At 62.1% G+C, this 16,404-nt stretch carries 20 protein-coding genes and 2 pseudogenes; 15 read left to right on the top strand and 7 right to left on the bottom strand.

Annotated elements, in window-relative coordinates; genetic code table 11:
* The 6 genes from fdhF (at position 1) to NKI17_RS03470 (ending at position 6,726) form a co-directional block, all read left to right on the top strand.
* Positions 1–2,913, top strand: a complete 2,913-nt coding sequence (gene fdhF, locus NKI17_RS03445; RefSeq protein WP_352905397.1) for a formate dehydrogenase subunit alpha — start codon at positions 1–3, stop codon at positions 2,911–2,913.
* Between the two features lie 3 nt (positions 2,914–2,916).
* Positions 2,917–3,747: a formate dehydrogenase accessory sulfurtransferase FdhD gene (fdhD, locus tag NKI17_RS03450; RefSeq protein ID WP_352905398.1), complete on the top strand. Its 831-nt coding sequence runs from the start codon at positions 2,917–2,919 to the stop codon at positions 3,745–3,747.
* Complete coding sequence (locus NKI17_RS03455) at positions 3,737–4,045, top strand: formate dehydrogenase subunit delta (RefSeq protein WP_352905399.1); 309 nt, start codon at positions 3,737–3,739, stop codon at positions 4,043–4,045. Before fdhD ends, NKI17_RS03455 begins: the two co-directional genes overlap by 11 nt.
* A 105-nt stretch (positions 4,046–4,150) precedes the next feature.
* Complete coding sequence (locus NKI17_RS03460; RefSeq protein WP_352905400.1) at positions 4,151–5,701, top strand: alpha/beta fold hydrolase; 1,551 nt, start codon at positions 4,151–4,153, stop codon at positions 5,699–5,701.
* A 111-nt stretch (positions 5,702–5,812) separates the two neighbouring features.
* Positions 5,813–6,286 carry a carboxymuconolactone decarboxylase family protein gene (locus tag NKI17_RS03465; RefSeq protein WP_352898999.1) on the top strand — a complete coding sequence of 158 codons (474 nt, stop codon included), beginning with the start codon at positions 5,813–5,815 and terminating at the stop codon, positions 6,284–6,286.
* A gap of 77 nt (positions 6,287–6,363) precedes the next feature.
* Positions 6,364–6,726: a nuclear transport factor 2 family protein gene (locus NKI17_RS03470; RefSeq protein WP_352448516.1), complete on the top strand. Its 363-nt coding sequence runs from the start codon at positions 6,364–6,366 to the stop codon at positions 6,724–6,726.
* A gap of 494 nt (positions 6,727–7,220) precedes the next feature.
* Here the strand turns inward: NKI17_RS03470 and NKI17_RS03475 are convergent, their stop codons facing one another.
* Positions 7,221–7,721, bottom strand: coding sequence for an MmcB family DNA repair protein (locus NKI17_RS03475; protein WP_352905401.1), 501 nt, complete (start codon positions 7,719–7,721; stop codon positions 7,221–7,223).
* Positions 7,722–7,836: 115 nt separating this feature from the next.
* Between NKI17_RS03475 and NKI17_RS03480 the strand changes: the two genes are divergently transcribed.
* Genes NKI17_RS03480 through NKI17_RS03505 form a run of 6 tightly spaced genes read left to right on the top strand, consistent with a single transcriptional unit; the run spans position 7,837 to position 10,934 of the window.
* A complete protein-coding gene (locus NKI17_RS03480; protein WP_352724958.1) occupies positions 7,837–8,769 on the top strand; it encodes an IS1595 family transposase in 933 nt (310 codons plus the stop codon).
* A gap of 32 nt (positions 8,770–8,801) precedes the next feature.
* Positions 8,802–9,608, top strand: coding sequence for a hypothetical protein (locus NKI17_RS03485; protein WP_352724957.1), 807 nt, complete (start codon positions 8,802–8,804; stop codon positions 9,606–9,608).
* Positions 9,595–10,116 carry a type II toxin-antitoxin system VapC family toxin gene (locus NKI17_RS03490; protein WP_352724956.1) on the top strand — a complete coding sequence of 174 codons (522 nt, stop codon included), beginning with the start codon at positions 9,595–9,597 and terminating at the stop codon, positions 10,114–10,116. The genes NKI17_RS03485 and NKI17_RS03490 overlap by 14 nt, the downstream gene beginning before the upstream one ends.
* Positions 10,113–10,271 (top strand): hypothetical protein, encoded by a 159-nt coding sequence (locus NKI17_RS03495; RefSeq protein WP_352724955.1) that lies wholly within the window; start codon positions 10,113–10,115, stop codon positions 10,269–10,271. Before NKI17_RS03490 ends, NKI17_RS03495 begins: the two co-directional genes overlap by 4 nt.
* Positions 10,268–10,594, top strand: a complete 327-nt coding sequence (locus NKI17_RS03500; RefSeq protein ID WP_352724954.1) for a hypothetical protein — start codon at positions 10,268–10,270, stop codon at positions 10,592–10,594. Before NKI17_RS03495 ends, NKI17_RS03500 begins: the two co-directional genes overlap by 4 nt.
* 31 nt (positions 10,595–10,625) lie before the next feature.
* On the top strand, positions 10,626–10,934 hold the full coding sequence (locus NKI17_RS03505; RefSeq protein ID WP_352905402.1) for a hypothetical protein: 309 nt from the start codon (positions 10,626–10,628) through the stop codon (positions 10,932–10,934).
* A gap of 188 nt (positions 10,935–11,122) precedes the next feature.
* On the opposite strand, the pseudogene NKI17_RS03510 reads toward NKI17_RS03505, so the two are convergent.
* The 3 genes and pseudogenes from NKI17_RS03510 to NKI17_RS03520 form a co-directional block, all read right to left on the bottom strand.
* Positions 11,123–11,261, bottom strand: a pseudogene (locus NKI17_RS03510) (DMT family transporter); the annotation flags it as partial.
* Positions 11,256–11,408, bottom strand: a pseudogene (locus tag NKI17_RS03515) (transposase); the annotation flags it as partial. The pseudogenes NKI17_RS03510 and NKI17_RS03515, both read right to left, overlap by 6 nt.
* Complete coding sequence (locus NKI17_RS03520) at positions 11,408–11,707, bottom strand: DUF1330 domain-containing protein (RefSeq protein ID WP_023717905.1); 300 nt, start codon at positions 11,705–11,707, stop codon at positions 11,408–11,410. The pseudogene NKI17_RS03515 and the gene NKI17_RS03520, both read right to left, overlap by 1 nt.
* Before the next feature lie 153 nt (positions 11,708–11,860).
* Here NKI17_RS03520 and NKI17_RS03525 point away from each other — a divergent pair, with 153 nt between their 5' ends.
* The 3 genes from NKI17_RS03525 to NKI17_RS03535 all read left to right on the top strand — a co-directional run bounded on the left by NKI17_RS03525 (position 11,861) and on the right by NKI17_RS03535 (position 13,512).
* Positions 11,861–12,187, top strand: a complete 327-nt coding sequence (locus tag NKI17_RS03525) for a GYD domain-containing protein (protein WP_352476054.1) — start codon at positions 11,861–11,863, stop codon at positions 12,185–12,187.
* Between the two features lie 159 nt (positions 12,188–12,346).
* The gene (locus NKI17_RS03530) at positions 12,347–12,469 is read left to right on the top strand and encodes a hypothetical protein (RefSeq protein ID WP_352905404.1); all 123 of its coding nucleotides are present in this window, start codon (positions 12,347–12,349) and stop codon (positions 12,467–12,469) included.
* Between the two features lie 425 nt (positions 12,470–12,894).
* Positions 12,895–13,512 carry a L,D-transpeptidase gene (locus tag NKI17_RS03535; RefSeq protein ID WP_023676387.1) on the top strand — a complete coding sequence of 206 codons (618 nt, stop codon included), beginning with the start codon at positions 12,895–12,897 and terminating at the stop codon, positions 13,510–13,512.
* 110 nt (positions 13,513–13,622) lie between these two features.
* Here the strand turns inward: NKI17_RS03535 and NKI17_RS03540 are convergent, their stop codons facing one another.
* The 3 genes from NKI17_RS03540 to trpS form a co-directional block, all read right to left on the bottom strand.
* Positions 13,623–14,192: a NifU family protein gene (locus tag NKI17_RS03540; protein WP_352905405.1), complete on the bottom strand. Its 570-nt coding sequence runs from the start codon at positions 14,190–14,192 to the stop codon at positions 13,623–13,625.
* Between the two features lie 279 nt (positions 14,193–14,471).
* Positions 14,472–14,963 (bottom strand): universal stress protein, encoded by a 492-nt coding sequence (locus NKI17_RS03545; RefSeq protein WP_023717912.1) that lies wholly within the window; start codon positions 14,961–14,963, stop codon positions 14,472–14,474.
* Positions 14,964–15,148: 185 nt separating this feature from the next.
* Positions 15,149–16,231 (bottom strand): tryptophan--tRNA ligase, encoded by a 1,083-nt coding sequence (gene trpS / locus NKI17_RS03550; protein WP_352905406.1) that lies wholly within the window; start codon positions 16,229–16,231, stop codon positions 15,149–15,151.
* Positions 16,232–16,404 lie beyond the last annotated feature (173 nt).

A 16,404-nucleotide genomic window follows, 5' to 3' on the forward strand; every position in this document is an offset into this window, starting at 1 on the left:
ATGAACGCGGCATTCGACATCAAATCGCTGGTCCAGGAAATCGACTACGGCACACCCGCCTCTGAAGCGGAACAAAAGGTAACGCTGACGGTCGACGGCAAGTCGGTGACGGTGCCGGCGGGGACCTCGATCATGCGCGCTTCGATGGAAGCGGGCGTCGAAATCCCGAAACTCTGCGCCACCGACATGCTGGACTCGTTCGGCTCCTGCCGGGTCTGCCTCGTCGAGATCGACGGGCGCGGCGGCACGCCGGCCTCGTGTACGACGCCGGTCGGCGAAGGCATGGTCGTGCATACGCAGAGCGACCGGCTAGACGCCATTCGCCGCGGCGTGATGGAACTCTACGTCTCCGACCATCCTGCCGCGTGGGGCGAGAAGGCCGGCACTGGCGCCAGCGAGTTCGACAAGGTCGTCAGGACGGTCGGCCTGACCGAGAACCGCTATGGCGTGGACGGCCGCAACCACGTCAAGCAGGAAAACGGCGTGGCGCCCGGCCATGGCTCGCTGACCATCGATTACATCGCCCGCGACGAATCGAACCCGTATTTCACCTACGATCCGACGCAGTGCATCGTCTGCTCGCGCTGCGTGCGAGCCTGTGAGGAGGTGCAGGGCACGTTCGCGCTGACCATCGAGGGCCGCGGCTTCGAATCCAGGGTCTCGGCCGGCATGCACGAGGCGTTCGTCGATTCCGAATGCGTGTCGTGCGGGGCCTGCGTGCAGGCCTGCCCGACCGATGCGCTGAGGGAAAAGACCGTGCTGGCGAAAGGCCTTCCCGAGCGCTCGACCGTCACCACCTGCGCCTATTGCGGCGTCGGCTGCTCGTTCAAGGCCGAGGTCAAGGGCGACGAGGTCATCCGCATGATGCCCTACAAGGCAGGCAAGGCCAACCACGGCCACTCCTGCGTCAAGGGCCGCTTCGCCTATGGCTACGCGACGCACAAGGACCGTGTCCTGAAACCAATGATCCGCGAGAAGGTCAGCGATCCGTGGCGCGAAGTGTCGTGGGAAGAGGCGCTCACCCATACGGCGAATGAATTCCGCCGCATCCAATACCAGTACGGCCGCACCTCGATCGGCGGCATCACCTCCTCGCGCTGCACCAACGAGGAGACCTACCTCGTCCAGAAGCTTGTCCGGCAGGGCTTCCGCAACAACAATGTCGATACCTGCGCCCGCGTCTGCCATTCGCCGACCGGCTATGGTCTCGGCCAGACCTTCGGCACCTCCGCCGGCACGCAGGACTTCGATTCGATCGAGCAGACGGACGTGATCCTGCTGATCGGCGCCAATCCGACCGATGCGCATCCGGTGTTCGCCTCGCGCATGAAGAAGCGCATGCGCGAGGGCGCCAAGCTGATCGTGCTCGATCCGCGCCGCACCGACATCGTGCGCTCGGCCCACGTCGAGGCGCAGTTCCATCTGCCGCTGAAGCCGGGCACCAACGTCGCCATGCTGACCGCACTTGCCCATGTCATCGTCACCGAGGGCCTGTTCGACGAGGCCTTCATCCGCGAGCGCTGCGACTGGGACGAGTTCCAGGACTGGGCATCGTTCGTGGCGCTGCCGGAAAATAGCCCGGAAGTGGTCGGCCAGCTTGCAAATGTCGATCCCGACGACATACGCGGCGCGGCGCGGCTCTACGCCCGCGGCGGTAACGGCGCGATCTATTACGGCCTCGGCGTGACCGAGCACAGCCAGGGCTCGACCACCGTCATCGCCATTGCCAACCTCGCCATGGCGACCGGCAATATCGGCCGGCCGGGCGTCGGCGTGAATCCGCTGCGCGGCCAGAACAATGTGCAGGGCTCCTGCGACATGGGCTCGTTCCCGCACGAGCTTCCCGGCTATCGCCATATTTCAGGCGACGCGGTGCGCGCCATCTATGAGAGCCTGTGGGGCGTCAAGCTCGACGACGAGCCCGGCCTGCGCATCCCCAATATGCTGGATGCGGCCGTCGACGGCTCGTTCAAGGGGCTCTATGTGCAGGGCGAGGACATCCTGCAGTCGGACCCCGACACCAAGCATGTCGCCGCCGGTCTCGCCGCGATGGAATGCGTCGTCGTGCACGACCTCTTCCTCAACGAGACGGCCAACTACGCGCATGTGTTCCTGCCCGGCTCGACGTTCCTCGAGAAGGACGGCACCTTCACCAATGCCGAGCGCCGCATCAACATGGTGCGCAAGGTGATGGAGCCGAAATGCGGCTATGCCGACTGGGAAACGACGCAGGAGCTCGCCAAGGCGCTCGGCCTCGGCTGGAACTACACGCATCCGTCCCAGATCATGGACGAGATCGCCAAGACAACCCCAAGTTTCGCCGGCGTTTCCTTCGACCTTCTCGACCGGGTGGGCTCGGTGCAGTGGCCCTGCAACGAGAAGTCGCCGGAAGGCACGCCGATCATGCATATCGGCGGCTTCGTGCGCGGCAAGGGCAAGTTCATCCGCACCGAATATGTGGCGACCGACGAAAGGACCGGACCGCGCTTCCCGCTGCTGCTGACCACCGGCCGCATCCTGTCGCAATACAATGTCGGCGCGCAGACCCGACGCACCGACAATGTGGTCTGGCATAGCGAGGACCGGCTGGAGATCCATCCGCACGATGCCGAAAATCGCGGCCTGCGCGACGGCGACTGGGTGCGGCTGACCAGCCGCTCCGGCGAGACGACGCTGCGCGCGCTGATCACCGAGCGGGTGTCGCCGGGCGTCGTCTATACGACCTTCCACCATCCCGACACCCAGGCTAACGTCATCACCACCGACTTCTCCGACTGGGCGACCAACTGCCCGGAATACAAGGTGACCGCGGTGCAGGTGGGTGCATCCAACGGCCCGTCGGAATGGCAGCGCGACTATGACGAGCAGGCAAAGCAAAGCCGCCGCATCGCTAAGTTGGAAGCGGCGGAGTAGTCCTTGACCGCGCCCCGCAAAGCCATTGCGCAGATCTCGCGCCTCGCGCGCCGCGCCGGCGGCACTGCGGCCGCGAACCGCATGGTGCCGGAAGAGACGCCGGTAGCGTTCTCCTTTGCCGGCACCACGCATGCAGTGATGATGGCAAGCCCGGCTGATTTCGAGGATTTCGCGCTCGGCTTCTCGCTGACCGAAGACATCATTGCCTCGCCGGACGAAATCGAAGCGATCGAGGTCGAGGATCACGGCGCCGGCATCGATATCCAGATCCGGCTGAAGGACCAGGCCAACACCCGCTTCGAAACGCGTCGCAGACGCCTGGCCGGCCCGGTCGGCTGCGGGCTGTGCGGCATCGAATCGATCGAAGAGGCAATGCGCTCGGTAAACCCGGTCGGTGCGTCGCAACTTACACTTCAGGCCGATGACATCGTCCGCTCGGTCAAGCTTTTGTCGAAGCTGCAGCCGCTGCACGCCGAGACCGGTGCCGTCCACGCCGCCGGTTTTTACCTTCCCGGCAAGGGCATCGTCATGGCGCGCGAGGATGTCGGCCGCCATAACGCGCTGGACAAGCTGGCTGGCGCGCTGGCCAAAGCCGGTATCGACGGCAGGTCGGGGGCCGTCGTCGTGACGTCGCGCGTTTCGGTCGAGATGGTGCAGAAGACCGCGGCGATCGGCGCTGCCTTCATCATTGCCGTCTCGGCGCCGACCGCACTTGCCATCCGCACCGCGGACGATTCCGGCATGACGCTGGTGGCGCTGGTGCGCGGCGACGATTTCGATATTTTCACCCATCCTGACCGAGTGGTTTCCGGAGTTGCCAAGCATGTCGCATGACGAGGGCCACCTCATGAGCACCAGCGAAAAGCTGGTTCGCATGGCCAACCAGATCGCCGCCTTTTTCCACTCAAAGCCGCGCGAGCAAGGCATTGCCGGCGTCGCCGAGCACATCAACAAGTTCTGGGAGCCGAGGATGCGCCGGCAATTGTTCGAGATGCTTGACAGCGGCGGCGATGGGTTCAACGAGCTTGTCGTCGCGGCAGCGCCCAGGATCAAGCGGCCGGGCGCGCCGGAGGGCGCAGGTTTCAGCGCTGGCGGAGCGAACACCGAGACAACCGCCGCGTCACAGAAGTAGGCGCCGCGGGCCCACATTCACGCTCTCTAAAGTTTCATCTGCCGCAAGCTGCGCGCCTCTGCTATGGTCCGGCGATAAGAAATCGTCGGGTCGGGCGGACAACTCGTGAGGCCGATCGAAACTCGATACGCGCTCAGTGGCGACGTGCGGATCGCCTATCAGGTGGTCGGCCAGGGATCGCTCGATCTCGTCTTCGTGCCGGGTTTCATTTCCAATCTCGACCTGCACTGGGAAGACGAGGGCTACACCCGGCTGTTGAAGCGGCTTTCCGCGTTCTCACGGCTGATCCTGTTCGACAAGCGCGGCACCGGTCTGTCCGACCGCGTCGATGTCCACCACCTGCCCAGCCTCGAAACCCGCATGGACGATGTGCGCGCGGTGATGGATGCGACCGGCAGCGGCCGCGCCGCCTTGCTCGGCGCTTCGGAAGGCGCGCCGATGGCAATGCTGTTCGCCGCCATCTACCCGGAGCGGACGCGGGCGCTGGCGCTTTATGGCGGCTATGCGCATTTCCACAAATGGGTGATGCCGCCGGAGCGCCTGGAGGCGTTCATCGCGACGGCGGAGACCGCATGGGGCACCGGCGCCACCCTGCCGCATTTCGCGCCCGGCCGCGTCGACGATCCGCGTTTCGCCACATGGTGGGCGCGCTTCGAGCGGCTGTCGGCGAGCCCGACCGCGGCAATCGCCCTGGCCCGCATGAATGCGGCTATCGACGTGCGCGGTGTGCTGGCGGCGATCAGCGCACCGACGCTGCTCATCCATCGCCGCAACGATGCGCGCGTCGACCCGGAGGCCAGCCGCTTCCTGGCAAGGAAGATCCCGAATTCGCGGCTGGTCGAGGTGGCCGGGCGCGACCACCCGATCTGGACCGGCGATGTCGACCGGGTGGCCGATCTGATCGAGGAATTCCTGACCGGAGCGCGCGCCGTTGCCGAGGCCGAGCGCGTGCTGGCTGCACTGCTGGTCACCCGGATCTACGACACGGCGCGGCTTGGCGACCGCATGTGGAGCGAGCGCAGCCAGCGTTTTCAGGAAATATGGCGGCTGCTGGTCGGGCGCCATGGCGGCCGCCCGGCCGGCACGCATGGCGAGCTGATGATGGCGCGCTTCGACGGCCCGGCGCGGGCCGTACGCTGCGCGGCGGCGCTGCGCGATACGGCGCAGGAGATCGGCGTCGCCAGCGCGCAGGGCGTGCATGTCGGCGAGGTCGAGTTGCGTGGGCAGCCGACGGGGTTGACGGCGCGCGTGACGATGCAGCTTGCCGCGCATGCCGGGCGCGGCGACATCCTCGCTTCGCGGCTGGTCGCCGACCTCGCCGCCGGTTCAGGCCTTCATTTCAACGACGCCGGGCGCATCGCGCTTGACGAGCTGGATGAGCCGCTGGCGCTGGTGCAGGCGACCTCGGAACAGCATCTGGAGCCGGCCTGCCGGCCGAAGGCCAAGGCTGCTGCCGAGCCGGCCGCACTGACGGCGCGCGAAAGCGAGGTGGTGAACCTCATCGCCGATGGCAAGAGCAATGCCGTGATCGCCGCCGAACTCGGGTTGAGCGAACACACCGTCAAGCGTCACGTCGCCAATATTCTGCTCAAGCTGGACCTGCCGTCGCGGGCGGCGGCGTTCTCGGCCCGGCACGCTGGCCCGCACGGGCCATAGGAGCCATGGCGCTTTCGGGCGAAGCGGCCGGGCATGCGTAAGCGCTATCACTTCGTCCCATGCAGGCCAGGCGGATATCGCCGGGAAAGGCGCTGCGAAGGGAGGAATAAAATGCTGAAGTTGACACTCAAATCACTGGTGCTGGCGGCAGGCGTTGGCGCGCTGTTGGCGATAGTTCCTGCCAAGGCCGAAGACGCCTCGGCGACGGCTGCCTACAAGGACATCCAGGCAACGCTCGGCTCGGTACCGGACATGTTCAAGACGCTGCCGGACGTCGCCGTTGCCGGCGCCTGGGCCGAGATCAAGGGCGTGCAGCTCAACCCGAACACCGCGCTCGACGGCAAGACCAAGGAATTGATGGGCCTCGCCGTCGCCTCGCAGATCCCCTGCCAGTACTGCATCTATTTCCACACGCAGGCGGCCAAGCTCAATGGCGCCAGCGACGAGGAGATCAAGGAGGCGGTGGCGATGGCGGCGATCGTGCGCCACTGGTCGACGATGCTCAACGGCAGCCAGGTCGATCTCGCCACTTTCAAGAAGCAGTCCGACGAGGTGTTCGCGGCCGTCAAGGCGAAGTCGCAGTGAACCACCTGCCCGTCTATGAGCGCCGGGCGGTTCTGATCAATTGAACGCCCGGTGAAGACGGGCCTATGGAGGAAAAAATGCTGACCAAGACACAGACGATAGACGGCGCTGCGATCAAGAAGGCGATTGAGGGCCGTGATGGAAAATTGCTGGCGAGCTTCTATGCCGACGACGCATTGGTGCGGGTGATCGACCGCAACAACCCGCCGAGCAAGCCGCGCGAAATCCGCGGGCGCGCAGCGATCACCACGTTCTGGGACGACATCTGCAGCCGGGCGATGACCCACAAGGTCGACACCACCATCGCCGACGGCAACAATCTCGCCTTCACCCAGGCCTGCTCCTATCCGGACGGGACCAAGGTGTTCTGCGCGGCGATGCTGGAGCTGAAGAACGGCCAGATCGCACGGCAGACGGTCGTGCAGGCCTGGGACGAATAAGGAGGCGGCGATGTTCAGTGCCAGATGGCAGATCGACGCAAAATTCGGCCACAAGCAGACCGTGCTCTGTTGAAGAATGGGAACGCGAGATCGGCTCGCAGGCCGGTCTCGACGACCTCAAGTTCCAGATCATGACCGGATCGATCGACGCGCGGGAAGCGACGGTCGGGTCACATCACCAGGTCGAAAGCCTCGCCAGTTGGAGGCGTTCTTCGCCAGGATCGGCAAGATCGACGCGCACGCCAAATGGGGCAAGGAGATGGAGCCCTATGTGGTATCGGGGCACCAGCTTGTGGAACAGGGCTATCGCATTTGGGAAGATGCCCCCTCACCCGGATTGCCAACCGAATTGCGAAAGGCAATTCGGGCAATCCGACCTCTCCGCGAGGGGAGAGGAGATCGCCGGCGTTGATCTCAGCCTCTTCTCCCCTCGGGGAGAAGGTGGCCGCACGGCCGGGACGGCGCAGCCTCCATGATCACGGAGAGCAAAACCCCTACTCGCTCTCGCCGTCCAGCGCCGGCACCGACACGCCGGCAAGCTCGGCCGCGAGCAGCCGCGACGCACCGGCGCGTGCGATCCGCAGCATCAGCGCCTTGCGCGTCGCCGCTGCCATGCGGTGCTCGGGCGCATCGCGCAAAATCTCGGCACCGTAGCCGTCGGAGAGAATGAAGCCGCACTCCTCCGGAAAGATCTCCTGGGGTACGCCGGGATGGGTGGCGAAGAAGAACCGGTCGGAATGCAGCCGGTAGTCCGGCCATTTGCGGTCGACCCTGAAATCCTCGATCGAGGATTTGATCTCGATGATCCAGATGTCGCCCTGGCGGGTCAGCGCGACGAGATCGGCGCGCCGGCCGGTGGCCAGCGACAGTTCGGGCAAGACATGCGCGCCCATATCCCTGAGCAGCCGCTGCACGCCACGCCTGACCAGCATGGCACGCTCCGACTGGCGGCCGTCGATGAGCGGGTTGAGGGGAATCGGGGAAATGATGGGCATGGCGGACACCATGCCAGATTTTGTTCACGGTTTGAACTGTTTTATGCGGGGCGATTATGTACTTTACAAACACGGCGATGCCTGATACGTTGAATCCACACTAGGATTCCGGGTTATGAGCGTCCTTTCCGAACCACACTTCCACAACGAAGAAGCTGCTTTTGAGCGGCTGGAAGCGATTGTTTGGCCGGAAGGTCCAGTCTGCCCCAAGTGCGGCAACTGCGAACAGACGCGCATTACCCGCGTCACTGGCGCAACCGCTCGCACCGGTCTTCGTCGCTGCTTGGAATGCAAGAAGCAGTTCACCGTGAAGGTCGGCACCGTGTTCGAAAGCAGCCACGTTCCGCTGCACAAGTGGTGGCAGGCGGCGCACCTTCTCGCGTCCAGCAAGAAGGGTATCAGCGCTCACCAACTGCACCGGACGTTGCAGGTCCAGTACAAGACCGCATGGTTCATGTTCCATCGCTTGCGTGAGGCAATGCGCGATGGCGTCCTTTCTCCGATGGGCGGCGAAGGCAAGCATGTCGAAGTTGACGAAACGTACATCGGTCGCCTGAAAGGCGCTCCGGTAAGGCGCGGCGGTGGCGCTCACAAGAACTCTGTCGTAACGCTGGTGGAACGTGGTGGCCGCGCCCGTTCCTTCCACGTCGATACCGCCCGCATTGGCACTGTCATGCCGCTAGTTCGAGCCAACATCGCGCGCGAGAGTGCGCTCATGACCGACGAAGCTGGCATGTATCGCCGCGTGGGCCAGGAATTTGCCTCTCACGATGTCGTCACGCATTCCAAGGATGAATACGTCCGCTACGAAGGCGAAAAGACCATTCATACGAACACCGTCGAAGGCTATTACAGCATCTTCAAACGTGGCATGAAAGGCATCTATCAGCATTGCGGTGAGCAGCATTTGCACCGCTACCTTGCCGAGTTCGATTTCCGCTACAGTAACCGCATTGCGCTTGGCGTCGATGACAACAACAGGACGGTAAAGGCCATGGCTGGCATCGTTGGAAAGCGTTTGAAATACCGGGACTCGTTCGCCGGGTAAGCTCCAAGTCCGTTCATGTGGTGGTGCGATTGATGGCTACTGAAGACCACATTACGCTTGTCATTGAGGGCTTGCCCGAGGATGACGGACAAGTGCGGCTCGCCGCGTTTCTGTCCGAACTCCAGAACCTAAACGCCACGCTCAATCGGCTTGATCGCGATGCAAACGCGGGCAAGACGGCCAGCTATTTTCGTATCGCCGAGCTGTCCTACAATAGTCCGGTTCGCGTCACTCTCGGTCCACATCCATTGCCGGGTAAGCCGCCTACCGGCCTAATCGTGATTGATAGTCTGAACCGGATTTCTGCAGCGTTGGCGAGCGGCGGCGACCTGCTTGACCTTGATGCTGAATTGCTCGGGGACCTCCGGAACCTAGCACGCCCGGTTGGGGCGACCGTCAAAAGCGCGACGTTGCTTTTCGACGATAGTCGCATCGACCTTACGCCGCAGATCGTCAGCCGCGTTGACGCCGCTCTTGCGGTCGATGAGGAATGTGAAGGGTTTCTTCAGGGGAACCTTGAACAGATCAACCTTCACCTAGGGGTCAACACGTTCCAAATCTATCCCGACGTTGGGCCAAAGAAGGTAACCTGCCATTTTCCGGCTCGCTTATATGACGAAGCCGTCTCTGCGGTTGGCCGCAAAGTGGAGGTCTTTGGCACACTTCTCTATCGTGCGCGAACCGACTTCCCGCACCAGATTGAGGTAACAAGCATCGAAGCCTACCCCCCCGAATCCGATCTGCCCGATTGGGAAGATCTGAGAGGCCGCGCCCCGGACGCGACTGGCGGCTTGAGTTCTGAAGCCTTTGTCCGGGAGCTTCGCGATGGCTGGCGCTAGTCCGATCTACTATTGGGATACCTGCCTTTTCCTCGCGTGGCTCAACGATGAGAACCGGAAGTCTGGCGAAATGGATGGCGTGCGCGAGGTAATCGCCCGTCATAAACGACGCGAGGTAAAGCTGGTCACTTCCGTCCTGACGCGGGTCGAAGTGCTGCAATCCAGGATACCGGTCGGCGTTGGCAGCAGCTTCACCGACCTGATAAAGCGGATGACGCAATTGGGAATGGACATCAAAGTTGCCGGGCTTTCGCATGATCTACGTGACCACTATTCGGCAAATGCCGCAGCCCACGCCGGGAAGACACTTTCTACTCCGGATGCGATCCATCTAGCCACAGCCATCCATTATCGCGCCGATGAGTTTCATACGTTCGACAATGGCGGCAGCGCCAAAAGCCTAGGGCTCTTGCCATTGTCGGGAAACATTGGAGGACACAAGCTCAAGATATGCAAACCAGAAGCAAAAAGCCCGCAGCTCGATCTGAAAAAGCCCGAAAGCAAATGAAGACGGACAATCGTTCTCAGTCGGCGGCTTTCATCGAAAAGGCGCGCGAAATCGAAGCGGACGAAGGGAAATCCGATGCCGATGCCCTAATGGGCAAGCTGGCGCGTACCCCGGCTGACCACAAGCAAAAGCCGAAGGGCAAGAAGGCACGATGAGCGTCGTCAGCGGTGTGGTGCTTTGTACATCTATTGCTGAAGATTGTTCGAGCCCGAACGGTCAGCCCGTTCTTTTCGAGCGCATACAGGAGTGGCTAGCGGAGCGCGCCGGCCCCTTCCAACAACTTAACAGCGTCGAGGCTAGCTTTGGCGGCAGCAAGCATCCGCAAATGTTTGTAGCTGGCGGCGGCTTCAACCATTTCTCCGAAGACGACTTTGCGGCCTACGTGATGTCGCTGCCTTGGCAAAACCCAGAAAACGTTGTGTTGGTGATCGACCCCGAAGATGGGGCTACCCGCGTCTTCAGACCTCCCTGTTTGTAAAGTACATAATCGCCTTATGCGGGGCGATTCTATGGTTGACAAACCCGCTGGCGAATTGCGCCTGCGCTGGTATGAAAGAGGGGGTCATTGGGGGAATCCAGCGATGCGGTTTTGGAAAAGCGTCAAACGGCACTTCATGGCCATAGACTTGAGTTACGTTTATGTGCCCCTTCGCGGCGCTTGGTCGTTTCGGTTCTTCATCAAGTTCGACCCAAACAATGACAAGAAATTCGTGGAATTTAAATTCTGCCATTTAGGCGCGGCCGAGGCCCTGTGCAGTCTGAGCGTCGAGGAGTTCAATGACCTCGTTGAAGGCGTTCTGAAGGGAAGGCAGAACTAGAAAGGCCACTACCCGCCAGCGTTACCAAGCCGTAGGGGAATGGCGATCCCCTTCATAGAGCGCAAAGCCCTTTCCCTCTGACGAAATATTGTTAGCGTACGTTTCGACTTTTTGAGTCGATTATTTCGCAATACTCCACCTTTCCACAAGGTGGGCCGCTTGCATCTGGCAGCAGCTAATTTAGCTGATCAATGGGCGCTTGTTTTGGACAGTAGGTTGAGAACCAATACGCCAGCCAAAATTAAGCCCATGCCGACGAACCCAGCCAAGTCCGGTTTTTGCCCACAAAATCCAGGCGACCAGCGCGACCAGAACAATGCCGCCGCCCCGGTCCTGCCGAACCCGCAGCTCAAGCTTGCCGACACGGGTGACAAGGGTGCGGCCATAATAACCCGAGCGGTAGCCAAGCCGCTCCGGTGTGCGTTCGCTCTTCGAAGCGCCCAGCGCCTCGTCCATTTCGGCCTCGAGCACCTTTAGCTAACCGGCATCATGCCCTCCAGAGCAATAATTCTCGTCTTTGCGCAGCGTTCGCGGATGGCTTTGAGGCGGCCGTATTCTGGAGAGTCGTACCATGCCAGGAGGGACGCCATGTCCGGGAATTCGACAATGACGAGGCGATGAGGTTCCCAATCGCCCTCCAGCACTTTGGTGGCTCCGCCGCGAGCGATGTACCTCCCCCCATAGCGGGCTTCGGTTGCCGGCACATCCCGGCGGTATTCCTCGAAAACGGCGGCGTCGGTTATGTCTACATCAGCAATAAGATATGCGGCCATTGACCTTACTCCCCTTGGGAAAGGCAATTGAAACAGGTCTATTAGCGGCCCCGCAACTAAGCCAGCGGTACTACGCCTCGGAAACGACTCGCGTTCTCCCGGATTGGGGCGCTTAACTGTCTTGGTGGGGGCAGCTCTGGGAGGAGACGAACCATGCCGATGTATCTCACGCGATTCAGCTACAGGCCCGAAACCTGGGCGCGCTTGATGGATAATCCCGAGGATAGACGCGAGGCTGCCCGTTCCTACATCGAGTCGGTCGGCGGAAAGCTGCACGGGTTCTGGTATGCCTTCGGAGAGTACGATGGCTGGAACCTGTGGGAGGCGCCGGACAACGTGTCCATGGCATCCGTCATGCTCGCCATCGGTGCGGGAGGCGCGCTCAGCTCTTACGAGACCACCGTGCTGCTAAGTGTCGAAGAGACGATGGAAGCCCTTGGGAAAGCCAAGTCGATCCGGTATCGCCCACCGGGATCGTGACCGCCGCCCGCGCTTTGCGGAGTGTCGAAGGCTGGTAACGCTTGCTCGCGAACTGCGCACGTTCCTAAACTTTTGCGCAAAAGAGTCCACTGCGGCTCTTGGGAGCGCCGGCAGCTTGCGCTTTCAATGTCGGCTACGGTGTTTTACGAGGAGCATTAGATGACGGAAGATGACGACCGGAAATCAGCGACGCCGGAGGAAATCCGCCCGGCTATCAGAGCCTGGGCGGTGCTTGGGGCAATTATCTTTGCCGTGTTTGGTGCGGCCTACGTCACTGCCTGAAACGATCGGCACGGTCCTTGGTGCATTGGTGGTGATCGGCACGTTCGGGCTTCTGGCTTGGACCGTGCTTCGCGGCGTCCTTTATTGAACTCGGCCCGTCTGGACTTTCCCCCGCAGCGGCCGCGTCTCAGGCCGATCTCCTCGTAGCAACGGATGGTCTTGGCCGCAGGCCAGAGCGCCGGGCAGCGTAACCGACATTCATGGGTGATGTCCTCGTCTCCTGGTTCTTGTTCCTGGCCCATTGATTTTGCAACATAATCCTGCGGGGGCTGTTGCCGAAATGCCATAGTCGCTGGTTTACCGGCACGCAAGCCCATGGATATAGGCATCGCCCGCTTGGCAAGCAAAGCAAATGCCAGCATGAATGAAGATGAAAAAGCGGCCGACTCGAGCCGCTGTTGTTTGGGCAGGCATCGGACCTTTTCATGCGCATGAAGTCACTTGCAATCGTCGCGGCCCTGGCGCTGTCGACGGCTGTCGCCGGTTGCAGCACCATCGGCTCGCAGATCTTCACCAACAACTACGGCGCGGTGACCGACGCCGGCTATCACCTGCCGCGCGTTCCGATCGAAAAGGTGCCGTTCAAATACCGCCGGCAGATCGTCGACTACGACACCAAGGAAAAGCCGGGCACCATTATCGTCGATACGCAGAACAAGTTCCTCTACTTCGTCATGGGCGACGGCGAGGCGATGCGCTACGGCATCGGCGTCGGCCGTGAGGGTTTCGAATGGCACGGCACCGCCCATATCGCACTGAAGCGCGAATGGCCAACCTGGACACCGCCTTCGCAGATGATCAAGCGCCAGCCGGAGTTGGCCAAGTTTGCCGGTGGCATGGAGCCGGGGTTGAAGAACCCGCTCGGCGCGCGCGCTATGTACCTGTTCAACAAGGGTGGCGACATGGGTTATCGCCTGCATGGCAGCCCGGAATGGAATTCGATCGGCAAGGCGATGTCGTCGGGCTGCATCCGGCTGATGAACCAGGACATTATCGACCTCTACGACCGCACCTCGGTCGGCGCCAAGGTCATTGTGATATAAAACCCTTATACGCGGACCGTCTAGGCAACAACACAGACGTCGCAAACAGAAAACCGGGCACTTTGGCCCGGTTTTTTGTTGTCTATCGATGTTGACGATGGAACGTCGCGTCAGGAGACCTGTTCGACATGCTGCACTTCCGGTACAAAGTGCCGGAGCAGGTTCTGGATGCCGTGCTTCAGCGTCGCCGTCGACGACGGGCAGCCGGCGCAGGCGCCCTTCATGTGCAGGAACACGGTGCCGTTCTCGAAGCCGCGGAAGGTGATGTCGCCGCCATCCTGGGCCACCGCCGGGCGCACCCGCGTGTCGAGCAACTCCTTGATGGTGACGACCAGCTCCTCGTCGGCCTTGTCGTAGAATTCGCCGGTCTGGCTGGTCTCGGCGGCGGGGCCGGCCTTGGCCATCACCGGGGCGCCGGACATGAAGTGCTCCATGATGGCGCCGAGGATAGCCGGCTTCAGATGCTGCCAGTCGGGGCCGTCCTTGGTCACGGTGACGAAATCATAGCCGAAGAAGACGCCGGTGACGCCGGGGATCTCAAACAGGCGGCCGGCCAGCGGCGAAGCCGTCGCGGCACTGTCGGCATCGCGGAAATCGGCGGTGCCTTCTTGCAGCACTTCCTTGCCGGGCAGGAATTTCAGCGTCGCCGGATTTGGCGTCGACTCGGTCTGGATGAACATGGCCGTCTCCGTGCCCGTTTGGGGCAGCTAGTTTGGAATTATTCTAATTAGGCTTTATCCGCCCGACATTCAAGGGAAAGGCCTCGGGGGGGAACGGCTGGCTGGCGGAATGTTTTGCTAGTTCGCTGAAACGATTGGAGATGTGTTGAGATTCAGGTCAGGCCGAGCCGAAAATGGTGGTTTCCGTGAACCGGAGCGGAGCGTACTTTTGGTACGTGAGCACCGGAAGCGCAGGAAGCTGCCATTTGCAGGCCGGCCTCACCTGAATATCAGCACATCTCAGGCGAGGCTGTCGATCTCTTCGTCCGACAGGTTCTGCGGCACCACCGTGACGGGAATCGGAAAGGCGGCGCCCTTGCCGGCGACCGCGCCGACCAGCGGCCCAGGCCCTTCCTTGCCGGCGCCTGCCGCCAGCACCAGGATGGCGATGTCTTGGTCTTCCTCGATCAGCTTGTGGATCTCTTCGGTCGGCTTGCCTTCGCGCACCACCAGTTCCGGCTCGATGCCGAGCTTCTGGCGCACCTTGTTGGCGTAGCTGTCCAGTGCCGCGCGCGCCGTGGCGGTCGCCTCCTCGCGCATGATCTTCTCGACGCCCAGCCAGTGCTGGAAATCATCCGGCTCGATGACATAGAGCAGCACCAGTACGCCGCCCGTGCTTTGCGCCCGCTTCGAGGCGTAGGCGACGGCGCGCTCGCATTCGGGCGTGTCGTCGATGATCGCCAGGAACTTGCGGCGATGACCGGCTTCGCGGCTGAGGCGTTTGGAGACCATATTCACCCTGTTCGATGGTTTCGGTCGCAATCTGCCACCGCCACAGCCCGCCCGCAAGCGACCGGCGGCTGTGGCAATGCTGGTGCAGCTTAAAGCGCGTCGCGTTCGACCAGCGACGCGCTTCAGGTTCTTGTTTTATGCATGTCGTTATCGCAAAACCGCTGCACACTTTTGCGCGACATGCATTAGTCTTGCAGCAGGCCGATAATGTCGCGCACGGTCTTCATGGTCGCTTCGGCCAATGTGCCGGCACGCTCGCCGCCATCCCGCAGCACCGCGTCGACATAGGCGCGGTCAGCGGAGATGCGGCGCATCTCGCCGGCGATCGGCGCCAGCTTTTCCACGGCGAGATCGGCCAGCGCCGGCTTGAACACCGAAAACTGCTGGCCGCCGAATTCCTTCAGGACGGCCTCTTTCGAGATTTCGGCGAGGCCGGCATAGATGCCGACGAGGTTTTCCGCTTCCGGCCGACCGGCAAGCCCGTCCAGTTCGCCGGGCAAAGCCTCCGGGTCGGTCTTGGCCTTGCGGATCTTCTTCGAGATGGCATCGGCATCATCGGTCAGATTGATGCGCGACAGGTCCGACGGGTCGGACTTCGACATCTTCTTCGAACCATCGCGCAGCGACATGATGCGCGCCGCCGGGCCGCCGATGACCGGCTCGGTCAGTGGGAAATAGCCGTTCACCGTCTCTTCGCCGACCTGCATCTCGACGCCGACACCAAGCGCCGCGATGCGGTCTGAAAAGTCGTTGTTGAATTTCTGCGCAATGTCGCGGGTCAGCTCCAGATGCTGCTTCTGGTCGTCGCCGACCGGCACGTGGGTGGCGCGGTAGACAAGGATGTCGGCGGCCATCAGGGAGGGATAGGCAAGCAGGCCGAGCGAGGCGTTCTCGCGGTCCTTGCCGGCCTTGTCCTTGAACTGCGTCATGCGGTTCATCCAACCGATGCGCGCCACGCAGTTGAAGATCCAGGCAAGCTCGGCGTGCTGCATCACCCGCGACTGGTTGAAGACGATGTGCTTGGTCGGGTCGATGCCGGAGGCGAGAAACGCCGCGGTGATCGAACGCGTCTGGTCCTGAAGGTCCTCATAGACGAGCTGCGCGGTCAGCGAATGCAGGTCGACGACGCAATAGATGCAGTCGGAAGTGTCCTGCAGGGCGACGAATTTCTTGATGGCGCCGAGATAATTGCCGAGATGCAGATTGCCGGTTGGCTGGACGCCGGAAAACACGAGCGGCTTGAAGGCGGGCTGGTTGAGGTCGGTCATAGTGTTTCCCTGGCTTGTGGAGGGCCGTTTCGCGCGCGGCGAAAGTCTTGCGACGGCGCGCTTATGGACGAGAGCGAGGAGGCGATCAAGAGGGGTATTGACTGGGCGCGCAGGCTTTGGCGTCGGCCGAGCAAGACGCCGCAGGAGGCTGTTTGAAGGGGATGACGCCGACC

This window comes from Mesorhizobium sp. M0816 (genome assembly GCF_040320005.1).
Taxonomy (GTDB): domain Bacteria; phylum Pseudomonadota; class Alphaproteobacteria; order Rhizobiales; family Rhizobiaceae; genus Mesorhizobium.

What these genes read in the sequence shown, in the direction of transcription:
- fdhF (WP_352905397.1), top strand. Translation starts at nt 1, where the DNA reads ATGAACGCGGCATTCGACATCAAATCGCTGGTCCAGGAAATCGACTAC.
- NKI17_RS03455 (WP_352905399.1), top strand. Translation starts at nt 3,737, where the DNA reads ATGTCGCATGACGAGGGCCACCTCATGAGCACCAGCGAAAAGCTGGTT.
- NKI17_RS03465 (WP_352898999.1), top strand. Translation starts at nt 5,813, where the DNA reads ATGCTGAAGTTGACACTCAAATCACTGGTGCTGGCGGCAGGCGTTGGC.
- NKI17_RS03470 (WP_352448516.1), top strand. Translation starts at nt 6,364, where the DNA reads ATGCTGACCAAGACACAGACGATAGACGGCGCTGCGATCAAGAAGGCG.
- NKI17_RS03475 (WP_352905401.1), bottom strand. Translation starts at nt 7,721, where the DNA reads ATGCCCATCATTTCCCCGATTCCCCTCAACCCGCTCATCGACGGCCGC.
- NKI17_RS03480 (WP_352724958.1), top strand. Translation starts at nt 7,837, where the DNA reads ATGAGCGTCCTTTCCGAACCACACTTCCACAACGAAGAAGCTGCTTTT.
- NKI17_RS03485 (WP_352724957.1), top strand. Translation starts at nt 8,802, where the DNA reads ATGGCTACTGAAGACCACATTACGCTTGTCATTGAGGGCTTGCCCGAG.
- NKI17_RS03490 (WP_352724956.1), top strand. Translation starts at nt 9,595, where the DNA reads ATGGCTGGCGCTAGTCCGATCTACTATTGGGATACCTGCCTTTTCCTC.
- NKI17_RS03495 (WP_352724955.1), top strand. Translation starts at nt 10,113, where the DNA reads ATGAAGACGGACAATCGTTCTCAGTCGGCGGCTTTCATCGAAAAGGCG.
- NKI17_RS03500 (WP_352724954.1), top strand. Translation starts at nt 10,268, where the DNA reads ATGAGCGTCGTCAGCGGTGTGGTGCTTTGTACATCTATTGCTGAAGAT.
- NKI17_RS03505 (WP_352905402.1), top strand. Translation starts at nt 10,626, where the DNA reads ATGGTTGACAAACCCGCTGGCGAATTGCGCCTGCGCTGGTATGAAAGA.
- NKI17_RS03520 (WP_023717905.1), bottom strand. Translation starts at nt 11,707, where the DNA reads ATGGCCGCATATCTTATTGCTGATGTAGACATAACCGACGCCGCCGTT.
- NKI17_RS03525 (WP_352476054.1), top strand. Translation starts at nt 11,861, where the DNA reads ATGCCGATGTATCTCACGCGATTCAGCTACAGGCCCGAAACCTGGGCG.
- NKI17_RS03530 (WP_352905404.1), top strand. Translation starts at nt 12,347, where the DNA reads ATGACGGAAGATGACGACCGGAAATCAGCGACGCCGGAGGAAATCCGC.
- NKI17_RS03535 (WP_023676387.1), top strand. Translation starts at nt 12,895, where the DNA reads ATGCGCATGAAGTCACTTGCAATCGTCGCGGCCCTGGCGCTGTCGACG.
- NKI17_RS03540 (WP_352905405.1), bottom strand. Translation starts at nt 14,192, where the DNA reads ATGTTCATCCAGACCGAGTCGACGCCAAATCCGGCGACGCTGAAATTC.
- NKI17_RS03545 (WP_023717912.1), bottom strand. Translation starts at nt 14,963, where the DNA reads ATGGTCTCCAAACGCCTCAGCCGCGAAGCCGGTCATCGCCGCAAGTTC.
- trpS (WP_352905406.1), bottom strand. Translation starts at nt 16,231, where the DNA reads ATGACCGACCTCAACCAGCCCGCCTTCAAGCCGCTCGTGTTTTCCGGC.